Here is a 19,793-nt window from a genome sequence, read left to right on the forward strand (position 1 = left end):
TATATGTCAAAAATTAACCAGATCCAAAATGAACTACGGCAACAAAGCGGTGAAAAGTTCCAAAAGCTTGCCGATGCTTACCTTCACAAGAAAGGATATGAGCGGATTAATCCTATTGGCTCTGTAATTGGTGCTGACAAAGTGAGGACAGGAACTCCTGATACATTAGTAATCCTACCTAATGGAAAGTATGTCTTTGCAGAATACACAACAGAGAAGAAAGGAGTTGCTCAGAAATTTAAGAAAGACCTCGACAAGTGCTTTGATGAGGTAAAAACTGGAATATCTGTTGAAAAAATCCAAGAGATAGTTTTATGTCACACATCGATGCTTTCCCCAGACGAAGAAGTTTTATTGAGGGAGGAATGCCAGAACCGAGGAGTCAACCTTAATATCTTTGGTCTTGGCCCTATATCTTATGACCTTTACCAAAAATATCCAGGCATTGCAAGAGATTTCCTTGGAGTTGAGGTAGATACAGGACAAATCGTTGATCTTGATGAATTTATTAAGGCTTACGATAAAAAAGCGGCTACTCCTCTTAATACAACTTTCCACTTTCGAGAGGAAGAGTTAAAGCAAGTATTGCAAGGATTGAATAACAGTAATCTTGTTATTGTGTCTGGCAAAGCAGGCATTGGTAAATCTCGATTGGCGCTCGAATCTTGCAATCAATTTTTAGCAAGTCACCCTGAATATCAGGTTAGATGTATTTTTCTTCGAGGAGCAAATATTTTTGAGGATCTCCGTGTCTATTTTTCAGAACCGGGCTGTCACCTCATTTTTGTAGATGATGCGAATCGGGTTAACTCATTTGAGTACTTCATTCAAATCCTTCATGACCAGCGCGAGGATCAACAAATCAAGGTCATTGCTACTGTTCGAGATTATGCTTTTGCAAAAGTTAAGGAATTAGCGCAGTCATATAAAAATTGGACTGAGATAGAGCTAAACTCTTTGGACGAAAATCACATAAAGCAAATACTTAAGGATGAGTACGAAATTCTTAATCCCCTGTATCTCAACAGAATTGCCGATATTGCTCAAGGAAATCCTCGTCTTGCAATCATGGCTGCACTGTTAGCAAAACAAGAAGAGAGACTTGACAGCATTAATAATGTATCTAATCTTTACGACGAGTATTATTCTTCAATCCGAAAAGATTTGCAAGAACTCGGTGATGAAAACCTCTTGAAAGCTGCTGGTATTGTTGCCTTTTTTAGGACGGTAGATCGTTCAAATGAAAAGATGATGGAGGAAATTGAGACAGCATTCGGTATTAGCCAAGAAGTTTTTTGGAAAGCTGTTCGCCAGCTACATGATCATGAATTGCTCGATATGTACGAGAATGAGATCGTGCGAGTCTCTGATCAAGTTCTGGCTACCTATCTTTTTTACCTTGCCTTCTTTAAGGAAAAATTACTTAATTTTGCTATTCTCCTAAATCACTTTTTCCCTCAGCTTCAGTATCGAATTGTTGACGCTCTCAATCCTGTTATGAGTACTTTTGATAGTGAAAGAATCATAGATGTAATGCGTCCACACGTTAATCAAGCATGGCAAACATATCAAAATGCAGGAGACGAAAAAAATCTGATGCACTTCATACAGGTGTTCTGGTTCCTTAAGCAAACAGACATCCTTGTATATATTCATAACTGCATTTCCGCAATGGAACCGGAATTACCAGACCTCTCTAAATTGAAAATTGAGCCTAACTCTAATATTCCATCACCTTCTATCCTCAGCACACTAGGGTTATTCAACCATTCAAATGAGAATAATCTTCAAATGGCATTAGAGCTTATTTTGGAGTATGTCACAAAACGACCGACCCAAATATCGCAAGTGCTTTACCTTCTTACCGAACGATTTGGGTTTGATCACGAATCCTATTGTTATAGGTTTACTATCCAGCAGATAGTAATTGATATACTGTGGGAACGGGTTAAGGATGGTGAAGACATAATGTTTTCAAAGCTATTTCTCGCGGTGGCTGAACATTATCTTTACACCGACTTCAACACTACTAGGATGAAAGGGAAAGGGATCAACATCTTTAACTTCACCTTACCACCAACGCCAGAACTGGCTGAACTTAGACAAAAAATTTGGCAGAGGGTATTCCAACTTTATCAAGTACCTATTCTCAAGGAAGATGTGCTTAATCTTCTTTACAAGTATAGTACATCAGGCTATAAAGTCTCAGTAGTGGAAATAATTATCCAAGATTCATCTAAGGTGCTTCCTTTTCTTGAGTCATATCTGGATACCAGTAGCTATTCTCATTGCCTGATAGTTCAAAGCTACTTAGATAAATTAGAGTATCAAAAATTAGAAATCTCCGATAATGACAATAAAACCATTATTTTGATGAAAATTATGGCTAATTTCTGGAGATGTCTATTGTGTGAAACTTTGCGCGATTTATTTACGAATAAAACCTATGCAATGTCTAAAGTTCTTATTTCTGATAAACCAGAGAGACGATATCTAAATCTAGAATATGAGGAATACGAGCAACTTAGGCAACAACGAATTCAAGACTTCTTTGTAAACTACAACTTGGAAGACTACAAGCAATTCTTTGAGCAATGCCTTGAAATTCAGGAGCAAACAGACCGCCGAAATCATAATACATCCCATCTTCCAAGCCAAGTAGCCGCAGTACTTATTAACCTGGCAAATCGAGATCCACAACTCTATGCTGATGTAGTTCAAGATTACATTAGTATTGGAAATCCACTGAGGATTAATGATTTTCGACTTATCAATCACTTAATTCAAATATTAGATATTAATAAAACTTATGAAATTCTAAACCAAAGTTCTTATTATTTAAAAAGAAAGTGGTTGTTTGACTTTTATCAGTTATTACCTCAAGAACTGATTATAGAAGAACATTTAGATCAACTTTATAGCATTTATAAAGAAAGTGATGTAAATGATATACCACACGATTTGAACTTTGTCCTAAAATACCGTGCGCTAGATGAAAATCTATTGGTTAAGATAGTCGAAATTCTCCTGGCAAATGGTTATGAAAATTCTAATAAGTCTTATCCACTATCATGCTTATTTCATAGATATGAAGTCAATACAACTTTACTTAACCTTTTAGATAACCAATTAAATTTACTGAAACAAGCTTATCTTCAAGTACTGAAAAATGACTGGGATATAGATGATAATGGACAATACTTTGCTTATATCCTGAAACGCGATCCAGAATTCATCCTTGAATACATGGATTGGATTTACCACCAAGAATATCAATCATATCATTTTGATAATGGACGAGATTATTCCTTTCTATGGCAATGTGACAACTATGAAAACCTGATGACGCAGATAATTGAATATATTTATCAACGGGATGAGGAGTATCTTAGCTTAGGCTCTATTAGACTTAGCAAATTCTTCATTCTCAGTGCAGATGGAAAAGATAATGCAACTTTGTGGAAGCGGCAAGATAAGATCCTGATGAAATTACTAGAATCTCGATGTAATGAGATTCCGTTTACCCAGCTTATATTTGATATAGTTACAAATTTCTCATTTGAAAGAAGACTTTCATTTGTTGACTTTTTTATAAGGCATAACCAAAAATTCGATGACTTTAAAAAACTTCGCCTAGAACCTAGCTCTTGGAGTAGCTCAGGAAGTGGAGTTCCCGTATATCAGAACCGCGTTGAGTATTTAGAGTCATTGCTTCCACTTTTTAATAGTGTACCTTTTCTGCAACATAAACAATACATAGAGCAACTTATTCAGTGGTTAAGGGAAGAAATTGAAAGAGAAAAGAAGCGAGACTTCATGCACGACTAGGTTACGAAATACTAGCTAATTTAAGAACAACATCATGGACACTGCTAAACTCACCACTGATGGCACTCACCAAATGGTCATTTTGCCCGAAGATTTTCAACTCACTGGTACTGAAGTTTCTATCAAAAAAATTGGTAACGCCATTGTCCTCATTGCCAAAGATAACCCCTGGCAATCCCTCATTGATAGTCCAGACAATTTTTCTGATGACTTCATGAATTCTAGAGTTCAGCCAGTTCTTGACACTAGAGAAAATTTTTAAATGCGATACCTGCTTGATACCAACATCTGCATTTACCTCATTAAGCAAAAACCCCAAAAAGTACTGGATAAATTCCAAACTCTTAGCATTTCTGATGTTGGTATCTCCTCCATCACCGTTGCTGAACTCGAATACGGAGTTGCCAAAAGGAGCTAGTGCGTTGGGCGGCTTTGCCGACTTGAAGCAACTAGCGTCCAACAGCAAGAGAAAAACCGCATCGCCCTGATGCAACTTCTGCTACCTCTAGAAATTGTCGAATTCAATCAATCATCTGCAACGATTTACGCCAGCATCAGAAGTGATCTCGAAAGTAGAGGACTTATTATTGGTGCAATGGATATGCTCATTGCTTCTCATGCGCTCAGTTTAGGAGTTACCCTCGTCACCAATAATATGCGAGAGTTTTCTCGTATTCCTACGCTCCTATTAGAAAACTGGGTTGATTAGTTGTCAATATGCGAGATGTGATGATATTGCGTTACTGGCATCCTGTAATATCAATCAAAATAACTGTAAGCTCAATAAAAATCAGCATCATGAGTATTATCGTCTTCGGCAGCATCAATATAGACTTGGTAGCAACAACACCCCGGTTGCCAGTTGCAGGAGAAACGTTACTAGGAGAAGACTTTTTTAAAGTTTCGGGAGGGAAAGGAGCCAATCAAGCCGTAGCATTAGCAAAATTGGGAATTCCTACTCAGATAGTGGGGCGTGTAGGCGCAGACGATTTTGGTTCCGAACTTATTAACAATTTGCAAGCATCTGGTGTACAGACTGATAACATTTTTGTGGATAAAACTGTTAGTTCTGGAGTCGCTATTATCACCGTGAGTCAGACTGGTGAAAATCAAATAGTCGTCATTCCTGGTGCAAATGGGCGCGTCAATCAAGAAGATGTAGAGCGATTATCCTACTTTTTACCAGAAGCTACAGCACTACTTTTACAACTAGAAATTCCTATTACTGCCGTGATTGCTGCTGCTCAAGTGGCACAACGTGCAAACATAAAAGTAATTTTTGACCCCGCACCCGCACAATCTAATTTACCAGATGAATTGTATCCATTGGTAGACATTATTACACCAAATGAAGTTGAGGCAGCGCAGTTGGTTGGTTTTCCTGTGGATGGAGAGGAACAAGCAGCCAAAGCCGCTGCGGTTTTATTGCAACGGGGTGTGAAATGTGCGATCGTCAAACTGGGTGCTAAGGGTGTTTTTTGTGCGACTGCTGAAGAAAAGTTTTTTGTACCCGCGTTTTCAGTTCATGCAGTTGACACAGTAGCCGCAGGCGATGCTTTTAATGGTGGTTTAGCGGCGGCACTTTTTGAAGGACTTTCCTTACATCAAGCAGTTGTTTGGGGTGCAGCAGCAGGTGCTTTGACAGCGACAAAACCAGGCGCCCAAACTTCGCTACCGGATAGGTTTACATTTGATGCATTTCTTAAGGAAAGGAAAATGAATGGTGGTTTTCAAGGGTAGGTATTTAAAAAAGTATAGATAAACAGGTAAAATGCTTATCCAATCGGGGTAGGCAGAAATATCAGTGCAAAGCTTCTGGACGATGTATGGTGTGTAGCAGGAGAAATGCAGATAGTAAAAGTGAGGAATTAAGTATGGCACTATATCTAGACTCAGCGATCGCATCGGAAGCTGAAGTTGTTAAGCTTTGGGGATGGGTAAAAGGTATTACAACAAATCCCACGCTATTGTCTCAAAGCGATACTCCACCAGAAACCACGCTCAAAAAGTTGGTTGCCTTGACAAATGGCCCGTTATACTATCAACTTATGGCATCTGATAAAGCTGGGATGCTAGCTGAAGCTAGAAAAGCTTTCGAGATTATTGGTTCACAAACAATTTTGAAGATTCCCGCAACACCGTTAGGGTTTGAAGTGGTGGCGAGTCTATCACCAGAGATTACCTGTTCAGTGACAGCGATTTATAGTGCAGCACAGGCAGCAGTAGCACGAGAAGCAGGAGCGAAAATTGCCATAGCTTATGTAAATCGAGCTACCCGATTGTTAGGTGATGGTATTGCCTTAGTGCGGGATATGGCTAGCGTACTCAAAGGTAGTGATACGGAAATCTTGGCAGCTAGTATCAAATCTCCTGAAGAAGCAGCCGCATCGTTGCAAGCCGGGGCAGATCATTTAACTTTACCACTGACAATGTTGCAGGCGATCGCAACTCATGAATTCTCACAAAAAACTGTTGAAGAATTCGCTAAAGGAGGCATTGGTTTAACTAATTCGTAATTTGTAATTCGTATGGGATCAATAAGTGAATTTAGCTAAACTATAAAAATCAAATTTACTCAACATCTCCAAAAATGTGAAGCTTACGACCCTGTAACCGGAAAATCTTTCTCTTCAGGTTCCGAAACTGATGTGTGTATGTGGATTGAACAGCTTTATAGGTATTAAAAATATGACACAACTTACTTTGGTAATCGGCAACAAAAATTATTCATCTTGGTCACTTCGTCCTTGGTTAGCGATGAAGCAATTCGGTTTGGAATTCAATGAGATTCGGATTCCTCTCTATAACAACCCAGATTGTTCATTGAAAATTCGGCAATATTCGTCATCAGGAAAAGTACCTGTGTTATTGCACGATACGCAAACGGTGTGGGATTCTCTCGCTATTTGTGAATATTTAGCGGAAACATTTCCGAATCTGCAATGGTGGCCAGAGGAGAAGGCTGCAAGAGCATTAGCCCGTTCTATCAGTGCGGAAATGCACTCAGGATTTCAAAACTTACGTCAGAATATGCCGATGAACTGCCGTGCCAAATATCCTGGTAAAGGTTTAGCATCAGTTGTACAACAAGACATTGACCGCATAACTAGTATTTGGCAGGAATCGCGTCAAAAGTTTGGGGCTGGGGGCAATTTTTTATTTGGTAATTTCACGATTGCCGATGCGTTTTTTGCTCCAGTTGTCCTGCGGTTTATCACCTATGATGTGCACTTAGATACTGTTTCTAGAAATTATCTGGAGTCAGTTTTGGCACTTCCAGCAATGCAAGAGTGGATAAATGCAGCAAAGAATGAGACAGAAGTTATTCCTCAATATGAGTTTTAGTGAAATAGCAAATAAGAAAAACTTCAATTATAGATGCAAATCAAAGGGATATTCCTACTAAACACTTCTAGAAATTAAATATGCGTTATCTAGAACCCTTGTACAGAGACATAGCAATGTTACGTCTCTACATTCTTTTTTAGAGATTGATAATTTGAAATAGTTATGACCCCCTGTAGTACCGCCGATGCTTTGGGAGGACGGCGTTAGCTGGGGGTGAATTTTCTTACAAATCATTTAGAATTGCGATCGCTCTCTTAAGCTACCCTGGTAAACTGTAAGGTCTATCAAGGAAAATCGCCCGCTCCATCCCAACACTGTTCAATAGCTTTAAAAGCTCTAGTGCTTATGGAGCATAGCTTATAGCTTTACAAACGTGCTCTTATTCTCTAACGACTGTTTAATAGCGTTAAGCTAGAATAAATCCATTTTAATATTAGTAATGCCTAATATTCAAGAACACGTAAACACTCTGATTACGAAATTTGTTCCGGGTTATAGATTTTTTCGTTTACAAGAACTCACAATTGATAAAAATAATTCACTGCAAACAGAGATTAATAGTAACTCAATTAAAGTTCTCAGTTGGAATATTGCTAAACAAAACTATAATAACGCTTGGTTAGAAGATTTTTCAAAAATAATTGCGACTTATCAACCAAACTTTATATTTTTACAAGAATTTTCTTTAAAGTTAGAGGCAGACGAATGGGCAACCTGGCTGAAAATGAATTGGAATTTTGCTCCTAATTTTGTAGACATTCATCATCAAACTTATTCAGGAATTTTTACAGCCTCGACAATCAAACCAATTACCAAAAAAGTTATAACTACTAAACATTATGAACCGATTGTTAAAACTCCGAAAATTTCTTTAATTACTGAGTATCTGCTATCTGAACAAAATACAACTATCCTAACAATCAATACTCATTTGATCAATTTTGTAGATTTAAATAAATTTAAAATTCAACTAAATGAATTAGAGCGGGCGTTATCTACACATCGGGGGCCACTAATCTTTTCAGGAGATTTCAATACTTGGAGTCGAAAAAGAGCAGTTATCCTCAATCAAGTAACAACTCAATTGGGATTAACGCCTGTAATTTTTGCACCTGATGAGAAGGAGAAAATTAAACGCTTCCTGTTATCACCGCCTTTAGATCATATCTTTTATCGAAATCTTAGTGTGAAGAAAGCCAGTGCTAAAGTGCTAGACCAAATTTGTTCATCCGATCATAAGCCATTGCTGGCAGAATTTACTTATATCAATCCTCAAAAAAATTAAAATGCTTGTAGATGCTGGTGTTTTAGCTATTTTTAGCACAACTACAGTTGTTGCTCATGTCGTGGGAGTTGCACATGCAGCCCATGCAGTGATGAATGTGCGTTCTTCCCAAGGGGCAATTGCCTGGAGCATTTCTCTAATTACCTTTCCCTGGCTAGCTATTCCGTTGTATTGGATTTTAGGAAGAACTAAATTTCATGGATATGCTGAAACACTGCGCTCAGTCTATGCACAACACTACAACCTTATTCATCCGATTTATAGTGACCTGATTAAATTTCAGGTTGCGCCACCAGATAATCTAGCCGAGTTGCAACCATTAGCGAAGGCTTTTACAGAAATTCCTTTCACATCAGGTAATGCTGCGGAATTACTAATTGATGGTCAGCAAACCTTTGAAGCGATGCTGAAAAAGATTGCATCGGCGACAAATTATATTTTGTTCCAATTCTATACTGTTAACGATGACCAAGCTGGTAATGAGTTTAAAGAAGCATTGATTGCTAAAGCCAAGCAAGGAATAAACATCTACTTTCTCTACGATGAAATTGGTTCCAAGAAACTATCTCGTCCTTATATCCAGTCTCTAAAACAGCATGGAATTGCAGTAAGTGCATTTAACACCACCCAAGGTCAGGGTAATCGGCTCCAATATAATTTTCGCAATCATCGGAAAATTCTGGTGGTGGATGGAGAAATAGCATTTGTCGGTGGACTGAATATTGGTGACGAATATTTAGGAAAAAATCCTCGCTTGAGTCCCTGGCGTGACACCCACATCATGCTCGAAGGCCCAACTGTGCAAAGCCTACAAAACTCCTTTGTGCGAGATTGGTATTGGGCGACTCGAAAACTTATCGAAGTTAACTGGCAGGTAAAAATTAATCGGGAAATTAATCAAACTGCATTCATTCTTCCTACAGGCCCCGCAGATACGCTACCAGCTTGTAAGCTTTTTTTCGTCGAACTAATTAATCAAGCTCAAACTCACCTCTGGATTGCTAGTCCATATTTTGTGCCGGACGAAGCAACATTGTCAGCCTTAAAACTGGCAGCAATGCGAGGTGTTGATGTGCGAATTCTCTTACCAAATCGACCCGATCACTTATTTGTTTATTTATGTTCCTTCTCTTACTACACCGAAATGGAAAGAATCGGTATCAAGTTGTATCGTTACAAAAATGGGTTTATGCACCAGAAAATTATAGTCATTGATGAAAATATAGCTGGGGTAGGAACTGTTAACTTAGATAGTCGCTCTTTTTCCCTCAACTTTGAAGTTATGGGTTTTGTTACCGAGCCTCGGTTTGTCCAAAGTGTGAAAAAGATGTTAGAGGATGATTTAGCTGTCTGTGTTGCTGTCGATCTTAATGAGTACGATAAAAAACCTTTTTGGTTCAAGTTAGCTGTGAGAGTCTCTCGATTGCTGACTCCTTTACTTTAATCACTAATAATTGCCCCTACCTCTAATATTATATGGATGAATAAAATAATCCATCAGGCAAAGTTAGGGTAATTTACTCAGTGGTGTTGCTAAACCGTCAATGCTGACAAGATTTTTCTTCTGTTGATATTCTCGAACTCCCTCTTCGCCTTTTTTACTAGCCCAGTTTACTAGAGTCTGGCGCTGACCTTGATATTCATAGAGTGGTACGCCAAAACCACAGGAAGTCTGGATTTTTTCAATGTCAGCGACGATAATTTGACGAGTTCCAGGTATCGGCAAAAACAGAGAATACAACGAGTCCCACTCTGGAGAACTCGGTAAAATCGCGGTTCCTTGACCGTAAAGACGCAAGATACACGCGGGTTCTTGAAAGGCACAAAACATGAAGGTTATCCGCCCATTTTCTTGCAAGTGGGCCGATGTTTCGTTACCACTACCTGTGAGGTCTACATAACCTACTCGGTTGGGAGAGAGGATGCGAAAGCAGTCTTGACCTTTAGGAGACAGGTTAACATGACCCGTAGGACTCAAAGGTGCAGAGCCAACAAAGAAAAGGTGTTGGGCAGCAATAAAGTCTTGCAGTTGCTCAGTAATACAGTCAAAGAATTTAGACATAGACTGTCTGATTTATATTTGCAAATTTATCATGTTCTCAGCCTATGTCTTAGCTAAAAATCTAGCAAGGTATAATTACTGATGTCTGATTTATCGGAAAAGAAGTAGGAAAAAGTATTACTGTCTCATGTATCGACTAGCCATTTGGATAGCATCAGCGATATCGACATCACCATCACCATCAGCATCCAAGAAGGAATTTAGGACAGGATTTCCACCAGCTTGGGGATTTTGAGCATTGGCGCCTGATTGCAAAAACTTTAGTACTAAAGGTACTGCCAAAGGCAGCAATTGTTGAACGATACCAGCATCTAACCCAGTGCGCTGGGCAGCAACTTCAGCTACCTGCTGTTGTATCTGAGGAGAAAACAACGAATTGACGGCTTGAGGGTTGGCAGAAGTACCAGCATATTGACTAACTAAATTTTGTGTGGCTTCGTTACCATCTGTGGCTTGTTTATCTTGTAAAGCAGAACGCACTTGACCACCCACAATTGACAAAACTGATTGGATGGTAGAAGGGTCTGCGCCTGTGCGATCGCTTAACTGCTGAACACTATTTACAATGCTTCCTATTTGACCTAAGCTGCCCTGTTGATTGGGATTAGCGACGGCACCAAGAATTTGATCGAAAAGTCCCATAAGTTTGTTTCTCTCTTTGTTCTCAAAAACTTGCCAAAACTGGCTTGAAGTTTTTTGTGTACACGGACTTTTGTAAGTCTACTAAAAGATTAGAACACGCTAGCTCTAAATTTTAACAGTTACTAGCTCAAGTATGAGAAATCGATCCAGCGATAGCTGTAGTGGGCAAAGCCAACGCAAATTCTGTTGCTCGATTTAACTTAGATTGGTAAATAATTTTACCCAGATGTTTTTTTACTACAATCTGAGATGCTTAGGCGTAGCCCGACGCAGGCATCGCTAGCCTTAAACCCTTAATCTGTCGTGGTTTGGTTGTGAAAAATGCTTCAAAGTTCCGACTAAAAAAATAAATCGCCGTCTGTAGAAAAATGTTGATCTATTTTTCAGACAGCGATCGCAAAACGCTCAACTTATTTACCTGATATTTGCTCTACGCTAATGCCGCTACTTTCTCTAGCAAGCCTTGAAACAACCTCAAGCCATCACTACCCCCTAGCATTGCGTCTGACGCCCTTTCTGGGTGCGGCATCATTCCCAACACATTACCCCGACGATCGCAAATCCCGGCAATATTGTTCAGTGAACCGTTGGGATTTTCGCCTTCATAACGAAACAACACTTGCCCGTTATCTTCAATTTCTGCGAGAGTGGCTGCATCAGCGTAAAATCTCCCCTCTCCGTGGGCAATGGGCAAAGTGATAACTTCACCAGTCGTATAAGCTTGCGTCCATAGATTAGTACGTTCAACTTTCAAGGGGACGCGATCGCAAATAAAATGCAAATCCCGATTTCTGGTCAACACCCCTGGCAAAAGTCCAGCTTCAGTTAATACCTGAAAGCCGTTGCAAATACCGAGGACAAACTTACCCTTTTGGACGTGTTCCACAACCTGGTGCATCACGGGTGAAAAACGTGCGATCGCACCACAGCGCAGATAATCCCCGTAACTAAAGCCACCAGGAATAATAACGACATCCAAATCAGCAATATCTGTTTCTTGATGCCAAACCATGCGCGTTGGTTGCCCCAGTAAATCTCTGGTTACATAAGCAACATCGCGATCGCAATTAGAACCGGGAAAAACAACAACACCGAATTTCATGATTAGTTAGGGGAGTGGGGAGTGGGGAGTAGGGGAGCAGGGGAGGTAGGGGAGGTAAGGGGGAGAAAGAATAATTAATGCCCAATGCCCAATGCCCTATACCCAATCCCTAAAATACCCCAGTTTGAGTTTCGACCTCAATTAATTCAAAGCGGTAATTTTCAATTACGGGATTTGATAGCATTTGGTCACAAATATTATCAAGGTCTTGACGCGCTTTCTTCTCTTCAGTTGAGGTGATGGTGAGTTCAATGTACTTGCCAATCCGCACCTGGTCAACGTTATCGTATCCCAGTTGCTTAAGACCGGATTGTACTGCCACACCAGCGGGGTCTAAAACTGAAGGACGAAGGGTCACGAAAATTTTGGCTAGATACTTGGTTTGCACGGCTTTTGCTGAATGCTGCGATCGCTATACTATAACTTTCTGTTCCAACTGAGTGAAAATAAGATTACGAAGCGGTTAAAGTTAATTGATCGATTAACTTAATCTAACAGCTTCAAACTACAGTGGCATACTTAAATAATTATCTATGAGAGCCATACGCACCCGCAGTCAAGAGCGTATTTTCAACCTACTGAAAACTATCAAAAAAGGCATTTCCGCCCAAGATATTTACGTAGAACTACGTAATACAAATCAGAGCATGGGTTTAGCAACAGTTTACCGTTCTCTAGAAGCCTTAAAATTAGAAGGCATAGTACAAGTGCGAAATTTGGCTAACGGCGAAGCCCTCTATAGCCTAGCACAACAAGATAAACACCACCTTACTTGCTTGCAATGTGGTGTCTCAATTCCGATTAATCAATGCCCAGTTCATGACTTAGAAGACCAGCTAGAATCAAACCATAAGTTTAAAGTTTTTTACCATACTTTAGAGTTTTTTGGGTTGTGCAATCAATGCCAAGTAAATCAAAGTACTAAGATTAGTCAATAGTCATATCGACTTGGGAGCATCTCAGTTTTTAAAGTGGCTCAAACCGACAATAATCCATTGAGGTAGGCACAACGATGGGCTAGGACTTGAGGTACATTGTCTCGCTTCCATTGTGCACCGGAAATCTTAGTGCGACGGTCAACTTGTTTAACGGCAGATTCAACAGATCCAGAACCAATAAGTTCTGGGTGCGGAATGTGGGATCGAACACTCTCGTCATCGTAGTCCATTTAACTTTTTAGTTAATTTGATGGCCGGTTTAGCTGCTTATACCTATTTGCCTAAAAAACCTTCGATTGATATTTACCCAAAAGATTTGCCTGCACTACCTTCTGCTATTTTTTAGTTTCGTCGAACTCACCTTAATAAAGAAGTTTTTTAACGTATCCCAAGAGTAAGGAGTAAGTATGATTGACTCAATAAAGTTATTACAATGTTGGTTTGACTTATAATCATCTTTTTAGTTAGCAATCGGCTGATAATACTTGCTCGAAAAAATTTATAAACTCTTACTATTTGAATTGCCAAAAACTGAAATTGAAATAACCAATAATTATACCACAAAATATTTATGCAAGAGTTCTAATATGTAATTTACGTGGGAATCCTTACGGTCCCTCATTTGCCTTTTTCTGATTGAGAACTTAGCTTCCTCCGAGAACTTGCTAACCAAATTAACCCAAGACCTATAGATGCCAGAGTGGTAGAAGGTTCAGGCACAGAAGTAATTGTCACATTCCAGGAGACAAACTGTTCCAAGTTACTCTGATTCGTCCGCACCCAGCCATCAACAGGATCAAACCCGGTCGGATCAAAGGCACGAGTAGAGACGACGTAATCGCCGGCTCCGTAACCAAAATCGCTCAAGTTAAACGTTTCTCCACTAACTAGCGGAATGAGAGTACCATCGACAAACCACTCTAAGTTAATAACACTGTCGTCGATGACATTCACAAAAAGTTGATCAGGATTGATTAATGGCGTGCTGTTGTCAAGCCAAGAATCCAAGGGATTGACCAAATCATAGATATCAAGAATAATTTTCTCACGTCCAACCACATCGAACGGTTGGTTCAAGGAACGCATCTTAGAATTATTCGACGGACGGTAAATTCCTCTATCGTAATAGCGCCCACCTTCATAAGCACCAATAACCCCAATTCCTGGTTGGTTATATCCATTCCAACGCGACCACTTGTCACCTGTAGCGTCATTAGTAACATTGACTTCGCTCGGTTCCGCTCCAGTGTAGGGATTGGTAAAGCCGCCGTATTCGTCAGCCAAATTGCTAAAGGAGTGAGCAACTTCGTGCAGGGCAACTTCTAATGATGAAGCATTACTCCCTGCGTAAACAGCGTAATCTCCACCTCCGCCTCCGTACCTAGTGTCATTGATCGTCACATACTGCATCTCGGCAGTGAACTCCGCTCCAGTAAGAGCCAGGTCACGCACGCTGTCAGACTTGCTTGTATTGACATAAAGCAACCGCTCAGTCACTCCATCAAAATAGTAGGTGCCATCAAGCGCTGTGTCACGAAAAATGCCCAGTGGCGGAACATCAGCCCCTGACTCGTTAGACACTACGTTGATCTTGTGTATATTGAAATAGTTGCGGTATCGAAAAAATGGGTCGGAATTCAACGAGTTAGAAAACTTGTAGTTAAGATAGTTATTAATCTGATTGTCGTAGATTCCCGCTGCTAAGTCCGCTGAGGTGTAGCCATCACCCAAAAAAACAACATCTACACGATTGGAAGATGGACCATTGTTGACGATTGTTGTTAACATATTCCCGTCATTATTAAGGGAACGTCCAGCTTCATCTCTATAGTTTAGAGTAGCAGCAAGTGCCGAGGCCGGTATTCCTAGTGTGGCTGTTAACATGGAAACGGCTCCACAAGCTGTAGCCAAAACTCCCCAAACAGATTTCGCACTTTTGCGGTCTAAGCCTTTCATATTGGTTCCTTTAAGTTTGTATATTGCTTTATCTACAAACTTGAATTTCCCTTTTTCGGATTTTTAGAGACTTCAAAGCTAATGAGTTTTGATTTGCTGTTTGAGTCAACGCGCCCGCGCGCCCGCGCACAGTACGCCAAAAACTTTGGAAAGTTTTTACTATACTTCCACAATTTCAGGATTTCAGAAATGGATTATTGTTGGTTTGAGCCACTTCAAAAAGTGAGATGCTCCCGTGTTGTAGTCCTTCGTAGACATTGCATTATCCTCACTAGCTATTGTAATTTTATCAAATAGGTCAGATGAAATATTAGGCGATCGCAATAATAGCGTTGATAACCTGTTCTGGATTAATTATCATTTGTCATTTGTCATTTGTCATTTGTCATTGAAAAGAGACAAGAAAGAAACTTGTCCTCCTTGTCCCCATTCTTAACCAGGGCGATTGTTTTCTAAACCTGGGATTTGTTTAGAAAACAATTCGTTAGAGTTAACCTGACCATCTGAAACGACAGAACGTATGCCCTCTAAAGCAGCAGGAATGGAACGCGGATCTATAAAAATTACCTTGCTGCTATCGCTTTTACCAATTGTCGCGCCCATATCGAGATAACCCAAGGCAAACAAAACTTCCACTGCTTTATTGGCATTGGGGTTATTATGGAGCTTTTGGGCAATAATTTCTGATGATTCTGCGATCGCCTGGGCTTTCAAAACCTGTTGCTGACGTTCTGCTTGAGCTTTCAGAACGATCGCCTTTTGTTCAGCTTCCGCTTGCAAAATCACCGATTTTTGACGAGCTTCCGCATCCAGTATTTGTGCCTCAGCTTTACCTCTGGCACTATTGACAGCAGCTTCGCGATCGCCTTCAGAAGTTAAAATTGCTGCCCGTTTGCGTCGTTCTGCCGACATTTGCAATTCCATCGATTCACGCACTGCCTGAGACGGAATAATATCTCGCAGTTCTACCCGTGTCACTTTCACACCCCAAGGATCGGTAGCAACATCCAAATCCTGTAATAAAAGTTCACTGATGTGGGAACGAGCAGTAAAAGTTTGATCCAACTCCAGTTGTCCCATTTCAGCGCGAATTTGAGTCAGCACCATGTTTACCATTGCTGACTGGAGATTTTCTACCTTGTACCAGGCTTTTTCCATATCCACAATGCGCCAATAAAACACTGCATCTACCTCAATGCCAACGTTGTCGCGGGTGATGCACTGTTGAGGAGGAATATCTAAGACTTTTTCTTTGATAGTTTCTCGGTAGACAACTCTATCTACGAAAGGAATGACAAAGTTTAGTCCTGGTTCCAGTTTTTTGTTATAACTACCCAATCTTTCCACCAAAGCTTGATTGCCCTGATTGACAACTTTCACAGAACCTGCCACAGCAGAACCACCAAGAGCTAAAAATACTAGTAAAAAGAACTGTTCCATTGTGAATCTCCTAATTTTTAATAAAGAGAGTGCGGAGTGGAGGAGATGAGTGAGTAAAGGAAGTAGAGTCAGAAGAACTCTTGAATTTTGACAAATGACAAATGACAAATGACAAATGACAAATGACAAATACTTAAGAATTCAACAGATTTTCCGGTATAACAATCAAAGTAGTACCTTCCCTCCTAACCACATAAACTCTTTCATGGGGTGGTATGGTAAATTTGTCATCGTCACATCTTGCTTGCCAAGAATTTCCCTCATACCGCACCCGCCCTGTTTTTCCAGGCAGAATTTCTGTTAAGGTTTCAGCTATGACTGCATCCCGAATTTTTGATTTGCGTTGTCTTGGTTGCAAAAACCGACGAGAAAGCACGATTAGGGCTGTGGAAAGCAAGAGCCAAACCACAATTTGCAACCATACACTTCCCATACCCACTCCAGACAGTAGCGCCACCACAAAAGCGCTAATTCCCATCATGAAGGCGACAAACGCTGAGGGTAAGAACAGTTCTGTTAAACACAAAACTGCTCCTGCCATCAGCCAGATTAAGGTAAAACTTGGCATAGCGCCATCCTAGTCTCTACATTATTGACGTAAATGCATTTCTACGATTAGATACAGCCAGATGTAAGTTATTTACAGAAAACAAAATTGGGTATTTATACCAATAATTTTGCTTAATTTCAGTAACAAAGTGTAACTAGCAGTACACAAGTTCAGGTACATAAGTTTAGTTTATTCTAGCCTTCAATTCATTGCCAGCTAAAGTTAATCGAAGTTCATGTATAAAGAAGACTTCTGACTCCCGACTCCTGTTTTATGATTTCTACTCAACTGATAATTTTTTGTATAAATCCACGCTGTAATAGCCCCATTAATCCGATGGGAGATAGCGTTTGTGCTAGTTGCCAAACTCCTTTAGTTCACCGCTATCTGTGGGCGACTGGCTCATTGTCTGCTCAAATCCCACCAGGCACAAAGGTAGCAGATAGGTATGAAGTAATTAAACAACAGATTTGGCTGGATACTCAACCGGGATTGCCGCCAGATGTATTTGAAGAACTGCCAACGGAAGTAATTCCTTATTTACAGTTATATCAACGGTTGCATCTGCCCCAAGCTTATGGGTTTGCTAGTAACCTTGAGGAAGATACAACTGATATCCTTTTATTAGAAAATGCGCCGATAGATAAAACAGGAAATATTTATCCAACTATTGTTGAGGCATGGGAGGAAGCCACGGCAGTACGACAAGTTTATTGGTTGTGGCAAATTCTCCAACTTTGGACACCTCTAGCAGAATTGGGACTTAGCCGCAGTTTACTAGTAGCAGACAACTTGAGAGTCGAAGGTTGGTGTGTGCGACTGTTGGAACTCTATCAAACACCAGCCGATGAAAAGCTGAGTTTACAAAATCTAGGGGAGTGTTGGCAGTTTTGGGTAGTTTCTGCAAAGGCATCAGTAGCTAAAGGGTTACAGAACATTGTCCAGCAGATGTGTGAAACTGAAATTGAGTTAGAGGCGATTAATATTCAACTCAATAATTTACTACTAGCAGCTGCTGCTGAATTGCCATTAGTCTTAAAGGTGGCAGGTTCTACAGATATTGGCCCAATGATGGCGCAAAATGAAGATGCTTGCTATCCCAATAGTTTGAGTGATTTAGATGAACCTTTATTGCGCCGCTTGTCGATTGTTTGTGATGGTATTGGCGGACACGAAGGCGGTGAGGTTGCGAGTCAGTTGGCAGTACAGTCTGTAAAGTTGCAAATTCGCGCTTTATTAACTGAGGTGACAAAACAAACTGTACTTTTACCACCAGAGTTGTTGCAGGAACAATTAGAAGCAAGCTTACGGGTGGTAAATAATCTAATTTGTGCGCGCAATAACGAACAAAAACGCCAGGGCAGAGAACGCATGGCTACAACTATTGTTATGGCGTTGCAAGTTCCACAACGAGTCCAGACAAGTACTGGGTGGCAATCAAATAATACCCATGAGCTTTACTTGGCTAATGTTGGCGATAGCCGTGCCTATTGGATTACTCGCAATTATTGCCAGCTACTGACAGTAGATGATGATGTGGCAACGCGAGAAGTACGCCTTGCTAAAAGCTTGTATCGAAAGGCACTTTTCAGACCAGATGCTAGTGCTTTAACTCAAGCATTGGGGACAAAAGATTCAGAATCTTTGCGTCTCAGGGTTCAGCGATTTATTCTGGAAGAAGATGGCATTTTGCTACTGTGTTCTGATGGTTTAAGCGATCGTAACTGGGTGGAACAATCTTGGCAGGATTATGCAATACCCGTGTTAACAGGGCAAATGACAGTTGAAGATGCTGTCGGCAACTGGATTAACTTGGCAAACGAAAAAAATGGGCATGATAATACATCGGTTGTTCTCACTTATTACCGTGTCTCTCCAGAATATTTAGTACCTGTGACTCCGGCGTTGCCAGAAGAGATTATAGAAGCAGAAATACAACAAGAAGAACAAGAGGAACTAGAAGAACTAGAAGAACTAGAAGAACTAGAAGAACCAATTTCTTTTACAGAAAGTTCGCAAGCTTTGCTAGATTTGGATCTAGATTTGGATCTTTCAGAAGAACCACCTCTTAGCCCAGAGATTCCACCAACTTTAATTACAAAACCGAAGCGGGGGAAACGTTTGGTAATGCTGGGGGGAGTGTTGGCGTTGCTTGTGGGAGGTACAAGTCTGGGATTATTTGCTTGGTGGCAAATTAATCCTCAAGGATTACAGCAGATGTGTCGGCAACTTCCCCAAAAAATGCAGTCAGTGTGTCCGACTGGGAAATAGGTTATACCGAAATATTCTAATCTTGATAAGAAATATTCCAGCATTGATAAGGTATATTGTAATGTTAATGAGAAATATAACAACATTCCTTATAGATGTCGTAATCTTGATGAGGAATATTCCAACATTGATAAGGTATATTGTAATGTTAATGATAAATATTACAATGTTCCTTATAGATGTTGTAATGTTGATGAGGAATATTGCAATCTTAACAAGAACTATTTGTACATTCAGAGTGATGGAAAAGAAAGTGGCGATCGCTAGCGAACGAATATAGGTTAGCGATCGCACTACAGATGATCTACATCACATCTTGCACTTGTATCATGTCCGGCTAATTAGTTACAGTTACCAAATCTGTGAAAAAA

General features: G+C 40.2%; 17 protein-coding genes and 2 pseudogenes. 10 read left to right on the plus strand and 9 right to left on the minus strand.

Annotated elements, in window-relative coordinates:
* The first annotated feature begins 3 nt into the window (after positions 1-3).
* Positions 4-3,828 (plus strand): hypothetical protein, encoded by a 3,825-nt coding sequence (locus tag NLP_RS21110; protein WP_104908095.1) that lies wholly within the window; start codon positions 4-6, stop codon positions 3,826-3,828.
* Between the two features lies 1 nt (position 3,829).
* Here the strand turns inward: NLP_RS21110 and NLP_RS36185 are convergent, their stop codons facing one another.
* Positions 3,830-4,321: a hypothetical protein gene (locus NLP_RS36185; RefSeq protein ID WP_442946630.1), complete on the minus strand. Its 492-nt coding sequence runs from the start codon at positions 4,319-4,321 to the stop codon at positions 3,830-3,832.
* Between NLP_RS36185 and NLP_RS36190 the strand changes: the two genes are divergently transcribed.
* From NLP_RS36190 to cls, 6 genes are all read left to right on the plus strand, one after another.
* Complete coding sequence (locus NLP_RS36190; RefSeq protein WP_442946631.1) at positions 4,316-4,537, plus strand: PIN domain-containing protein; 222 nt, start codon at positions 4,316-4,318, stop codon at positions 4,535-4,537. The genes NLP_RS36185 and NLP_RS36190 overlap by 6 nt on opposite strands.
* Before the next feature lie 89 nt (positions 4,538-4,626).
* Positions 4,627-5,568, plus strand: coding sequence for a ribokinase (gene rbsK, locus NLP_RS21125; RefSeq protein ID WP_104908097.1), 942 nt, complete (start codon positions 4,627-4,629; stop codon positions 5,566-5,568).
* Positions 5,569-5,702: 134 nt separating this feature from the next.
* Positions 5,703-6,344: a transaldolase family protein gene (locus NLP_RS21130; protein WP_104908098.1), complete on the plus strand. Its 642-nt coding sequence runs from the start codon at positions 5,703-5,705 to the stop codon at positions 6,342-6,344.
* 172 nt (positions 6,345-6,516) lie between these two features.
* Complete coding sequence (locus NLP_RS21135; protein WP_104908099.1) at positions 6,517-7,173, plus strand: glutathione S-transferase family protein; 657 nt, start codon at positions 6,517-6,519, stop codon at positions 7,171-7,173.
* A 442-nt stretch (positions 7,174-7,615) separates the two neighbouring features.
* Positions 7,616-8,461 (plus strand): endonuclease/exonuclease/phosphatase family protein, encoded by an 846-nt coding sequence (locus tag NLP_RS21140; RefSeq protein WP_104908100.1) that lies wholly within the window; start codon positions 7,616-7,618, stop codon positions 8,459-8,461.
* Position 8,462: 1 nt separating this feature from the next.
* Positions 8,463-9,905 (plus strand): cardiolipin synthase, encoded by a 1,443-nt coding sequence (cls, locus tag NLP_RS21145; protein WP_104908101.1) that lies wholly within the window; start codon positions 8,463-8,465, stop codon positions 9,903-9,905.
* 63 nt (positions 9,906-9,968) lie between these two features.
* Here the strand turns inward: cls and NLP_RS21150 are convergent, their stop codons facing one another.
* The 4 genes from NLP_RS21150 to purS form a co-directional block, all read right to left on the minus strand.
* Entirely contained in the window at positions 9,969-10,523 is a 555-nt protein-coding gene (locus tag NLP_RS21150) for a pyridoxamine 5'-phosphate oxidase family protein (RefSeq protein ID WP_104908102.1), read from the minus strand.
* A 117-nt stretch (positions 10,524-10,640) separates the two neighbouring features.
* The gene (locus NLP_RS21155) at positions 10,641-11,165 is read right to left on the minus strand and encodes a DUF937 domain-containing protein (RefSeq protein WP_104908103.1); all 525 of its coding nucleotides are present in this window, start codon (positions 11,163-11,165) and stop codon (positions 10,641-10,643) included.
* A 430-nt stretch (positions 11,166-11,595) separates the two neighbouring features.
* Entirely contained in the window at positions 11,596-12,267 is a 672-nt protein-coding gene (gene purQ, locus NLP_RS21160; RefSeq protein ID WP_104908104.1) for a phosphoribosylformylglycinamidine synthase subunit PurQ, read from the minus strand.
* 109 nt (positions 12,268-12,376) lie between these two features.
* The gene (purS, locus tag NLP_RS21165; protein WP_104908105.1) at positions 12,377-12,655 is read right to left on the minus strand and encodes a phosphoribosylformylglycinamidine synthase subunit PurS; all 279 of its coding nucleotides are present in this window, start codon (positions 12,653-12,655) and stop codon (positions 12,377-12,379) included.
* Between the two features lie 145 nt (positions 12,656-12,800).
* Here purS and NLP_RS21170 point away from each other — a divergent pair, with 145 nt between their 5' ends.
* Positions 12,801-13,205, plus strand: a complete 405-nt coding sequence (locus NLP_RS21170; protein WP_104908106.1) for a Fur family transcriptional regulator — start codon at positions 12,801-12,803, stop codon at positions 13,203-13,205.
* Between the two features lie 38 nt (positions 13,206-13,243).
* On the opposite strand, the pseudogene NLP_RS21175 reads toward NLP_RS21170, so the two are convergent.
* A pseudogene (locus NLP_RS21175) lies at positions 13,244-13,384 on the minus strand (ISKra4 family transposase); the annotation flags it as partial.
* Between the two features lie 23 nt (positions 13,385-13,407).
* Between NLP_RS21175 and NLP_RS35095 the strand changes: the two are divergent.
* Positions 13,408-13,551, plus strand: a pseudogene (locus NLP_RS35095) (IS982 family transposase); the annotation flags it as partial.
* A 272-nt stretch (positions 13,552-13,823) separates the two neighbouring features.
* Here NLP_RS35095 and NLP_RS21185 read toward each other — a convergent pair.
* From NLP_RS21185 to NLP_RS21195, 3 genes are all read right to left on the minus strand, one after another.
* Entirely contained in the window at positions 13,824-15,161 is a 1,338-nt protein-coding gene (locus NLP_RS21185) for a M64 family metallopeptidase (protein WP_104908107.1), read from the minus strand.
* A gap of 432 nt (positions 15,162-15,593) precedes the next feature.
* Entirely contained in the window at positions 15,594-16,601 is a 1,008-nt protein-coding gene (locus NLP_RS21190) for an SPFH domain-containing protein (protein WP_104908108.1), read from the minus strand.
* Between the two features lie 133 nt (positions 16,602-16,734).
* Positions 16,735-17,169, minus strand: coding sequence for an NfeD family protein (locus NLP_RS21195; protein WP_104908109.1), 435 nt, complete (start codon positions 17,167-17,169; stop codon positions 16,735-16,737).
* A gap of 255 nt (positions 17,170-17,424) precedes the next feature.
* Here NLP_RS21195 and NLP_RS21200 point away from each other — a divergent pair, with 255 nt between their 5' ends.
* Complete coding sequence (locus NLP_RS21200; RefSeq protein ID WP_104908110.1) at positions 17,425-19,422, plus strand: PP2C family protein-serine/threonine phosphatase; 1,998 nt, start codon at positions 17,425-17,427, stop codon at positions 19,420-19,422.
* Positions 19,423-19,793 lie beyond the last annotated feature (371 nt).

It is taken from the genome of Nostoc sp. 'Lobaria pulmonaria (5183) cyanobiont' (assembly GCF_002949795.1).
Taxonomy (GTDB): Bacteria; Cyanobacteriota; Cyanobacteriia; order Cyanobacteriales; family Nostocaceae; genus Nostoc.

Excerpts from the sequence above, each read along its gene's own strand:
- NLP_RS21155 (WP_104908103.1), bottom strand. The coding sequence starts at position 11,165 with ATGGGACTTTTCGATCAAATTCTTGGTGCCGTCGCTAATCCCAATCAA.
- NLP_RS21200 (WP_104908110.1), top strand. The coding sequence starts at position 17,425 with ATGATTTCTACTCAACTGATAATTTTTTGTATAAATCCACGCTGTAAT.
- NLP_RS21135 (WP_104908099.1), top strand. The coding sequence starts at position 6,517 with ATGACACAACTTACTTTGGTAATCGGCAACAAAAATTATTCATCTTGG.
- NLP_RS36190 (WP_442946631.1), top strand. The coding sequence starts at position 4,316 with ATGCAACTTCTGCTACCTCTAGAAATTGTCGAATTCAATCAATCATCT.
- NLP_RS21110 (WP_104908095.1), top strand. The coding sequence starts at position 4 with ATGTCAAAAATTAACCAGATCCAAAATGAACTACGGCAACAAAGCGGT.
- purQ (WP_104908104.1), bottom strand. The coding sequence starts at position 12,267 with ATGAAATTCGGTGTTGTTGTTTTTCCCGGTTCTAATTGCGATCGCGAT.
- NLP_RS21130 (WP_104908098.1), top strand. The coding sequence starts at position 5,703 with ATGGCACTATATCTAGACTCAGCGATCGCATCGGAAGCTGAAGTTGTT.
- NLP_RS21150 (WP_104908102.1), bottom strand. The coding sequence starts at position 10,523 with ATGTCTAAATTCTTTGACTGTATTACTGAGCAACTGCAAGACTTTATT.
- NLP_RS21195 (WP_104908109.1), bottom strand. The coding sequence starts at position 17,169 with ATGCCAAGTTTTACCTTAATCTGGCTGATGGCAGGAGCAGTTTTGTGT.
- NLP_RS21140 (WP_104908100.1), top strand. The coding sequence starts at position 7,616 with ATGCCTAATATTCAAGAACACGTAAACACTCTGATTACGAAATTTGTT.
- NLP_RS21170 (WP_104908106.1), top strand. The coding sequence starts at position 12,801 with ATGAGAGCCATACGCACCCGCAGTCAAGAGCGTATTTTCAACCTACTG.
- cls (WP_104908101.1), top strand. The coding sequence starts at position 8,463 with ATGCTTGTAGATGCTGGTGTTTTAGCTATTTTTAGCACAACTACAGTT.
- NLP_RS21185 (WP_104908107.1), bottom strand. The coding sequence starts at position 15,161 with ATGAAAGGCTTAGACCGCAAAAGTGCGAAATCTGTTTGGGGAGTTTTG.
- rbsK (WP_104908097.1), top strand. The coding sequence starts at position 4,627 with ATGAGTATTATCGTCTTCGGCAGCATCAATATAGACTTGGTAGCAACA.
- NLP_RS21190 (WP_104908108.1), bottom strand. The coding sequence starts at position 16,601 with ATGGAACAGTTCTTTTTACTAGTATTTTTAGCTCTTGGTGGTTCTGCT.